Annotated in this window: 8 protein-coding genes and 1 pseudogene; all 9 read right to left on the bottom strand. The window is 67.2% G+C overall.

Annotation, left to right across the window (positions count from 1 at the left end):
* Positions 1 to 130, bottom strand: a pseudogene (locus DN824_RS13415) (galactonate dehydratase); the annotation flags it as partial.
* A 24-nt stretch (positions 131 to 154) separates the two neighbouring features.
* On the bottom strand, positions 155 to 778 hold the full coding sequence (locus DN824_RS13410; protein WP_138408902.1) for a 2-dehydro-3-deoxy-6-phosphogalactonate aldolase: 624 nt from the start codon (positions 776 to 778) through the stop codon (positions 155 to 157).
* Complete coding sequence (locus DN824_RS13405) at positions 771 to 1,733, bottom strand: 2-dehydro-3-deoxygalactonokinase (protein WP_138408901.1); 963 nt, start codon at positions 1,731 to 1,733, stop codon at positions 771 to 773. Before DN824_RS13405 ends, DN824_RS13410 begins: the two co-directional genes overlap by 8 nt.
* A 36-nt stretch (positions 1,734 to 1,769) precedes the next feature.
* Positions 1,770 to 2,738, bottom strand: a complete 969-nt coding sequence (gene araH, locus DN824_RS13400; protein WP_138408900.1) for an L-arabinose ABC transporter permease AraH — start codon at positions 2,736 to 2,738, stop codon at positions 1,770 to 1,772.
* Between the two features lie 21 nt (positions 2,739 to 2,759).
* A complete protein-coding gene (gene araG, locus DN824_RS13395) occupies positions 2,760 to 4,274 on the bottom strand; it encodes an L-arabinose ABC transporter ATP-binding protein AraG (RefSeq protein ID WP_138408899.1) in 1,515 nt (504 codons plus the stop codon).
* A gap of 78 nt (positions 4,275 to 4,352) precedes the next feature.
* On the bottom strand, positions 4,353 to 5,354 hold the full coding sequence (locus DN824_RS13390; protein ID WP_138408898.1) for a substrate-binding domain-containing protein: 1,002 nt from the start codon (positions 5,352 to 5,354) through the stop codon (positions 4,353 to 4,355).
* Between the two features lie 122 nt (positions 5,355 to 5,476).
* Positions 5,477 to 6,295, bottom strand: coding sequence for an SDR family oxidoreductase (locus DN824_RS13385; protein WP_138408897.1), 819 nt, complete (start codon positions 6,293 to 6,295; stop codon positions 5,477 to 5,479).
* 61 nt (positions 6,296 to 6,356) lie between these two features.
* Entirely contained in the window at positions 6,357 to 7,235 is an 879-nt protein-coding gene (locus tag DN824_RS13380; RefSeq protein WP_138408896.1) for an SMP-30/gluconolactonase/LRE family protein, read from the bottom strand.
* A gap of 27 nt (positions 7,236 to 7,262) precedes the next feature.
* Positions 7,263 to 7,976, bottom strand: a complete 714-nt coding sequence (locus tag DN824_RS13375) for a FadR/GntR family transcriptional regulator (RefSeq protein WP_138408895.1) — start codon at positions 7,974 to 7,976, stop codon at positions 7,263 to 7,265.
* Between the last annotated feature and the right edge of the window lie 57 nt (positions 7,977 to 8,033).

The raw sequence follows: 8,033 nt of genomic DNA, 5'->3' as shown, positions 1-8,033 counted from the left end.
CGGCCGCGACACTCTGCGCCCTGCCCTCGACCACCGGTTCTCCCCAGCCGGCGATGCCCTCGTCGGTCTCGATCTTCAGAAACAGCCAGCGCGGCGGCACCACATGGGTGGTCAGGCGTGTGATTTTCATCGTCGTTCTCTCGAAAGGTTGCGATCAGCCCGCCGTCGAGCGGCGAGCCTGGATGAAGGTTTGCGCCCGACGTCCGACCTCGGCGGGCGACATGCCCGGACGGTAGAGCGCGCTGCCGAGGCCGAACCCGACCGCACCCGCGGCCAGATAAGGCGCCATGCCTTCGGGCGTGATGCCGCCGACCGGCAGCAGCGCGGTGCCGGTCGGCAGCACCGTCAGCCAGGCCTTGAGCGCGCCGGGGCCGACCTGTTCGGCGGGAAACACCTTGAGCGCACTGGCGCCAGCCGCCAGCGCCGCGAAGGCCTCGCCCGGCGTCGCCACGCCCGGCGTGCAGAACAGGCCAGCGGCCACCGTGACCCGTATCACCGTTTCATCGCAATGGGGCATGACCACCAGTTGCCCGCCGGCGTCCTTCAGCTGTCGCACCTGTTCCACGCGCAGCACCGTGCCGGCACCGACCAGGCAATCCCCCGGCAGGGTCCGGCGCAGCGTCTCGATGCTGCGCAGCGGCTCTGGCGAGTTGAACGGGACCTCGATGATGCGCACCCCGGCCGCATACAGCGCCTGGCCGACCGCCTCGGCCTCGTCCGGCCCGAGCCCGCGCAGGATGGCGATCAGCCCGTTGTGAGCCAGAGCCGTCTCAAACATGGCCGTAACCCCCTGATGCGACGCCCACCAGGCCGGCGTTGACAGCGATCGTCCACAGTCCCGCCACGGTGGCCTGCGGCGCAAAGCTGAGCGACTCGAAACCGCAGTGCTCCAGCGCCCAGAGATAACGCGAGCAGAGCGCGCCGTTGCCGATCAGCACGATGGGCTGGTCCGCCGACGCCTGGCACAGCGCGCGCATCGCCATCAGCTCATGACCGATCAGCAGCCCGGAGAGGTAATCGGGCTGCGCCTCGCCGCTCAGGGCACCGGTGAGCACCAGCGTGCGGCTGCTGAAGATGGTCGACAGCGGGCCGCCCCGGCCGTCGCTCGACTGCGCCACCCGCAGGCCACGCTCGAACGCCTGGGCGTCGAAGGCGTCCCTCGTGACCGCCGTGCGGCCGAGGATCGTATGGGCGAGCAAGGCGCCGTAGACCTCGCCGGTCATGAAAGTATGGAAGCGGCTGAGGCGCCCCTGCTCCACCGTCACCCACTTGCTGTGGCTGCCGGGCAAACCGATCAGCAGCGAGCCCTGTTCCTGCGACCGCTCCTCGAGCAGGCCGAACACCTGGGTTTCCTCGCCGCGCATCACGTTGGGCAGCGCGCCGCGCTGAATCACCCCGGGCACCAGCCACAGCGGCATGCCGGCGGTGCGCTCGACCGGCCGCAACGCGGCGCCGAGGTCCGCAGCGGTCAGCGGCGCCTGCACATAGGCCGCCTCGCGCCAACCCTGCTGGCTGCCAACCATGCCGCAGGCGATCAGGGGCGCATGCGGGTCGGCCTTCTGCCAGTCGCCGCAGGCCTGTTGCAGCGCGCCCTCGAAGCCTGCGTCGCTGCCGTCCAGCTGCATGATGCCGAGCGCCAGGCTGCGTTCCTCGATCGGCTGGCCAGCCGCGCCCAGCCGATACGCGCGCAGTGAACTGGTGCCCCAGTCCAGCGCGATCAGTTCTGTCTTCACGGGGAATCTCCCAGGCGCCGCCCTCGCGGCGCGGTGTCAGCGCTGCTTGAGCCGATCGATGATCACCGCCAGCAGCAGGATCGTCCCGCGGATGACGTACTGGTAGAAGGTGTCGATGTTCTTGAGGTTCATCGCGTTCTCGATGATCGCGAGGATCAGCACCCCGGCAATCACGTGGCGGATCATGCCGATGCCGCCGCTGAGGGAGACGCCGCCGAGCACGCAGGCGGAAATCACCGTCAACTCGAAGCCCTGGCCGATCATCGGTTGCCCCGAGGTCATCCGCGAGGCCAGCACCACACCGGCCAGCGCGCCGACCAGGCCGTGAACCGCGAAGATGATGATCTTGGTGCGGTCGACGTTGACCCCGGCCAGCAGCGCGGCTTCCTGGTTGCCGCCGATGGCCATGGTGTTGCGCCCGTAGGTGGTGTAGTTGAGCAGCCAGCCGAAGAAGATGAAGCAGGCGATTGTGATCAGGATCGGCACCGGCACGCCGAGCAGCTGGCCGTTGCCGAAGATGAAGAAGTCTTCCTGCATCACCCCGACCGCCTTGCCGTTGGAGAAGATGTAGGCCAGCCCGCGGACGATCTGCATCGTCGCCAGCGTCGTGATCAGCGCATTGATGCGCAGCTTGGCGATGACGATGCCATTGATCAGCCCGACCACCAGCCCCAGGGCGAGTGCGGCGCCGACGCCCAGCATCACGCTTTCGGTGTCGCGCATCACCACCGCCGCGACCACCCCGGCGCAGGCGATCACCGAGCCCACCGACAGGTCGAAGTGCCCGGACGCCAGGCAGAACAGCATGGTGCAGGCGGCGATGCCCACGGTGGAGATCGCCAGCCCCAGCCCGCGCATGTTCAGCGGCGAGAGGAAGTTGTCGATGAACAGCGCCGACAGCGCGAAGATCCCCAGCGCCGCCAGCAGCATCACCCAGTCATCGAGAAAGCGGCGCATGTTCAGACCCTGCCGTGGCGCGGCCAGGGCGTTTTGTTGAGCGGACATAAAGCACCTCGTTCTTGTCGTTCAGCCGCGCGTACGCGGGAGTGCCAGTTGCAACAGGCGGGATTCCTCGGCCTGCGCCCGCGGGACTTCCCCGGTGATGGCGCCCTCGCTCATCACCAGGATGCGGTCGGAGATGCCGATCACTTCCATCAGGTCGCTGGACACCACGATCACCGCGATACCGCTGGCGGCGAGGTTGTGGATGATCTGGTAGATCTCGGCCTTGGCGCCGATGTCGATGCCCCGGGTCGGCTCGTCGAGCAGGAGCACCTTCATCTCCATCGAGAGCCAGCGGCCGAGGATGACCTTCTGCTGGTTGCCGCCGGAGAGAAAGATGATCTGCTGCTCGGGCGAAGGGGTCTTGATGTTCAGGGCGCGGATCTGCCGCTCGGCGTTGTCGCGCTCCCAGCGCCCCTGCACCAGGCAGCCCATGCGGGCATGGCGCCGGCGCGCGCCGATGTTGATGTTCTCCGCGACGCTGGCCAGCGGCACGATGCCTTCCTTCTTGCGATCCTCCGGGCAAAGCAGGATGCCGGCCTCGATGGCATCGCGAGGCGAACGCAGCGCCAGCGCCTGGCCGTCGAGCGCGAGCGTGCCGGCCTTGTGGGGGGCGAGCCCCGCCAGCAGGCGCAGCAGCTCGGTACGCCCGGCACCGACCAGGCCGAAGAAGCCGAGCACTTCGCCACGGCTGACCGAAAAGCTCACCGGCTCCTGCAGGCCGGGCCCGAGCAGACCGTCGACCCGCAGCGCTTCGCCCTGATGTTCGCGGGGGCGGTAGTCGTAGATGTCCTGGATGTCGCGGCCGACCATGCAGGTGACGAGCTGGTCGTGGGTGAGCTCGCTCATCTGCTCGAAGGTGCGCACGAAGCGGCCGTCCTTGAACACCGTGACCGCGTCGCAGATGCGGAAGATCTCTTCCATCCGGTGCGAGACGTAGAGCACCACCCGCCCCTCGTCGCGCAGCCGGGCGATGATCGCCATCAGCCGCTCGATCTCGCGCGAGGACAGGCTGCTGGTGGGCTCGTCGAACGCAATGACGTGGGCGTTGCGCGACATGGCCTTGGCGATCTCGACCAGTTGCCGCTGCCCGAGCGACAGGCTGCCGAGCCGGGTGTTCGGGTCGATCTCGTCGGCCAGCCCCTTGAGCAGCTCACGTGCCTGACGATGCATGGCGCCGCGGTTGACCAGCCCGAAACGCGCCGGCATGTGGCCGAGCAACAGGTTCTCGGCCACGGTCATGTCCGGCACCAGGTGCAGCTCCTGGTGGATCACCGCGATGCCGCTGGCGATGCTCTCGCCAGCGGACCTGAAGGACAGGCAACGCTCGCCGATCTGCAGATTCCCGCTGCTGGGCGCATAGGCGCCGCCGAGGATCTTCAGCAGCGTCGACTTGCCGGCGCCGTTCTCGCCCATCAGAGCATGCACCGTGCCGGGCCGGGCGACGAAGCTGATGTCCGACAGCGCACGCACGCCCGGAAAGTTCTTGCCGATGCCATTGAAGTGCAGGCTGTCGCCCGTCTTGACGTGTTCGAACATGCTGCCTCCACCCCTCGCCCGCTGGGCGAGCTATCCGATCCAGGCCTGTTCAGGCCATCCGGGAGCGTGTGACGACCTTCAGTTCCAGAGGCCGATCTTTTCCAGCTCCTGCTGGAAGTTCTCGCGGGTGATCAGGGTGACTTCATCCATGGCGGTGTACTTGGGCGGCTCCTTGCCGGTGGTGACCCACTCGAACATCATCCGCGCGGTTTCGTAGCCCTCGATGTGGGGGCTGGGCAGCATCGAGCCGAAGAAGCCGCTGTTGGGCTTCTTCAGCTCGCCGATGGCGTCGGTGCCGTTGATGCCGATGCCGATCACGTTCTCGGGCTTGAACCCCGCGCTTTCGGTGGCGCGCACGCCGCCGAGCACGGTGTTGTCGTTCATCCCGCCGATGATCAGGTTCTTCGCGCCGCGCGGCAGCTTGACCAGGGCCGAGTTGGTCGCATCCATGCTGCCCGGCACATCGAGGGTCTTCTGCGCGGTGAACAGGATGTGGTCCTCGGGAAAGCCGGCCTTCTTCAGCGCATCGACCGAGCCGTCCGTGCGCCGCTTGCCGGTGTCGAGTTCGTTGTAGGTGTTGATCACCGCGTAGGTCTCGTTCCAGTCCCAGCCGCGTTTCTTGGCTTCCTCGGCCATGGCCGCGCCCTGCTTCTGGCCGACCTCGAAGGCCGCCATGCCGAGGTAGGGCACCTCTTCCATGAACTCGCCCTTGGCATCGACGAAACGGTCGTCCACGGCCATGACCTTGAGGTCGTTGAGCCTGGCCTTGGCGACGATGGCCGGGCCGAGCGCCACGTCGGGCGGGCAGATGACGAAACCCTTGGCGCCGTTGGCGGCCAGGCTGTCGATGGCGGCGAGGGTTTTCTCGCCATCGGGCACCGCGATCTTGAGGACGGTGAAGCCGTGCTCCTTGCCGGCCTTCTCGGCGAAGGCCCATTCGGTCTGGAACCAGGGTTCTTCCGGCTGCTTGACCAGAAAACCGATCTTCACCTCTTCGGCAGAGCAGAGCGTGGAGAAGCCGACCGCGCCTGCGGTCACTGCGGCAAGGAACAGGGCGCGAACCCCATGGCGACGAAACATAGCTACCTCCTTATTTTTATTGAATAGCTACAGCGTCCAGCGGTGGAAGCGCGGGATTGCCCATCGGCAACGGCGCTTCACTAAGTCATATCATATTATCAATGGCGCAACGTAACGTAGTGTCACTCGTGGTACATCACCGAACGACCACCGTCGATGGTGATGCAGGACGCGTTGATGAACGGGGCTTCGTCGGTCGCCAAAAACAGGGCCGTCATGGCCACTTCGACCGGCTGACCGATACGCCGGGGCGGATGCATGTCCAGGGCCCGCTGGCGCTCGGCATGGGGGTCGTCGAAGCCGTTCCAGTAGTCGATGTTGAGCTGGGTTTCGATGTAGCCGGGCGCGATGGCGTTGACCCGGATGCCCCTGGGCGCGTACTCGACGCCCAGCGCCCGGGTCAGCCCCAGCAGACCGTGCTTGGCGACCGGGTAGGGAAAACAGCCAGGGATGATGTTGGTCGAGTGCACCGAGGCGATGTTGATGATGTTGCCGACGCCACGCTCGAGCATGTGCGGCAGCGCTGCCTTGCAGCCGTACCAGACGCCGTCCAGATCGATGGCGAAGCAGCGGCGCCAGTCCTCCTCGGTCATCTCCAGCGGGTCGCGGAACACGTTGACCCCGGCGCAGTTGACCAGCACGTCGACGCGTCCGTAGCGCTCGATGGCCATGCCGATCAATGCCTCGAGCTGGGCCGGCTGGGTGACATCGACCTGCAGGGCCCAGACCTCCCCGCCCCGCTCGCGCCAGCCGGCGGCGACCCGCTCGACCTTCTCACCCTGGATATCGCCGACCACCACGCGGGCCTGCTGGGCCTGGAAGCACGCCACGATCGCTTCGCCGATGCCCTGGGCACCGCCGGTGATCACCACCACCTTGTCTTTAAGACGCTCGCCGCGCAGCGGCTCGGGAACCGGTGGTAAGGAAAGAGGTGTCGCCATTATCGATACGCTCCTGCGAAAGTGATGGGACGCGCCGACGAGTCGGCGCACGACGAAGGACTCAACCGGCGAAACGGGTACAGGGCGTGCCGGCGACGCCGACGTCGGCCACCAGCACCGCGCCATCCAGGGGGCCGGCGCTGTCCGGCGGCGCCGCGCTGGTGACATACAGCCGATCCAGCTCGGGGCCACCGAAGACACAACTGGTCGGGTGGCTGACCGGCAGCTCGACCACCCGATCGAGGCTGCCGTCCGGCGCGAACCTGAGCAGGCAGTGACCGCCCCAGCGGGCGTTCCAGACGAAACCTTCGGCATCGAGCGCCGAACCGTCGGGCGCCCCGCGCGGGTGCCCGCCCGCCCAGGCCTGACGCGCCCCCAGGGTGCCGTCCGGCTCGATCGGATAACGGTAGATGACGCCGTCCAGCGTATCGGCGCAGTAGAGAAGCGGCGGCGAATCGTTCCAGAGCAGCGTGTTGACGATGCCGAAATCGCTGGCCAGTTGCGTGACCGAGGCGTCGACGTCGATCCGGAACAGGCCGCCGGAGCGACGGGTGACCGGCAGGTCGCCGCCCTGGGGGTCGAAGTTGTTCTGCATGCTGCCCAGCCACAGGCGTCCGCGGCTGTCGCAGCGCGCCTCGTTGGCGCGGTTGTCCGGCACCGGGTCCGGCACGCACAGCAGGCTCAGCCTTCGGGCATCGCCACTGGCATCAGGATCGAAGCGGTAAACGCCACTGGGCAAGGTGACGAGGGCATCGCCCCGATCGGTCGGGATGAAGGCGGAGATCGGCTCGCGAAACCGCCATTGCTCGAACCGGCTCTCGCACAGCCGGCAGGCCAGGTGCGCCGCGATATCGACCCAGTACAGGGCCTGCCGGGCATCGTCCCAGAAGGGACCTTCGGCCAGCTTGAAGCGGTGTTCCGAGACGGGCAGCCAGCGCATAGCAGCCTCCGATTCTTGTTGTTCTGCTCATTCGCGGCGCCGGGCCACCAGCTCCGGATAGAACTGAGCGATGGTCACCGCCGCCCGCTCGATCAGGCTCATGCAGGCCCAGACCCCGCGCGCCGCGTCGCGTGTCGCGATCGCGTCGGCCAGATCCTTGTGCAGCGGCAGGGTCTTGCCCAACTCCTCAGGCACCGTGGAGGACACCTCGAAGGACACCGCCAGCAGCGCGCCGAGTGCCGGCAGCATCTGCTCGATGAACTGGTTGTGGCTGGCCGCCAGCACCGCCTCGTGAAACCGCCGGTCGGCCAGGTTGTAATCACCCTTGTCGCCCAGCGAGGCCTCGAGCATCCGATAGGCCGCCTGGATCTCCTCGATCTGCGCCGGCGTGGCGCGCTCGCACGCCCAGCGCACCGCCATCGGCTCGATACTGCGGCGCAGGTCCAGCAGGTCCATCACGAAATTCTCCGGCAGCCCCTTGGCCGCCAGCCAACCCACGACCTGCGGGTCGAACAGATTCCAGCTGCGCACCGGCAGCACCCGCGTCCCCACCTTGGGCCCGACGTCCAGCATGCCCTTGGCCACCAGCGTCTTGATCGCCTCGCGGACAACCGTCCGGCTCACGCCCAGTTCCTCGCAGAGCGCCGCCTCGACCTTGAGGGTCTGCCCGGCCGCCACCACTCCGGACGCGATCAACAAGCCTAGGCGATCCACGGTCGCCGCATGGAAACTGCTGGACATCCACATCCCTCGGGGTAACGATCACTGCATGGTATTTGAGCCTAATCATCATATGAT

Source organism: Stutzerimonas nosocomialis (assembly GCF_005876855.1).
GTDB classification, from domain to species: Bacteria; Pseudomonadota; Gammaproteobacteria; order Pseudomonadales; family Pseudomonadaceae; genus Stutzerimonas; species Stutzerimonas nosocomialis.
This window is presented reverse-complemented; position numbering and strand designations above follow the sequence as displayed.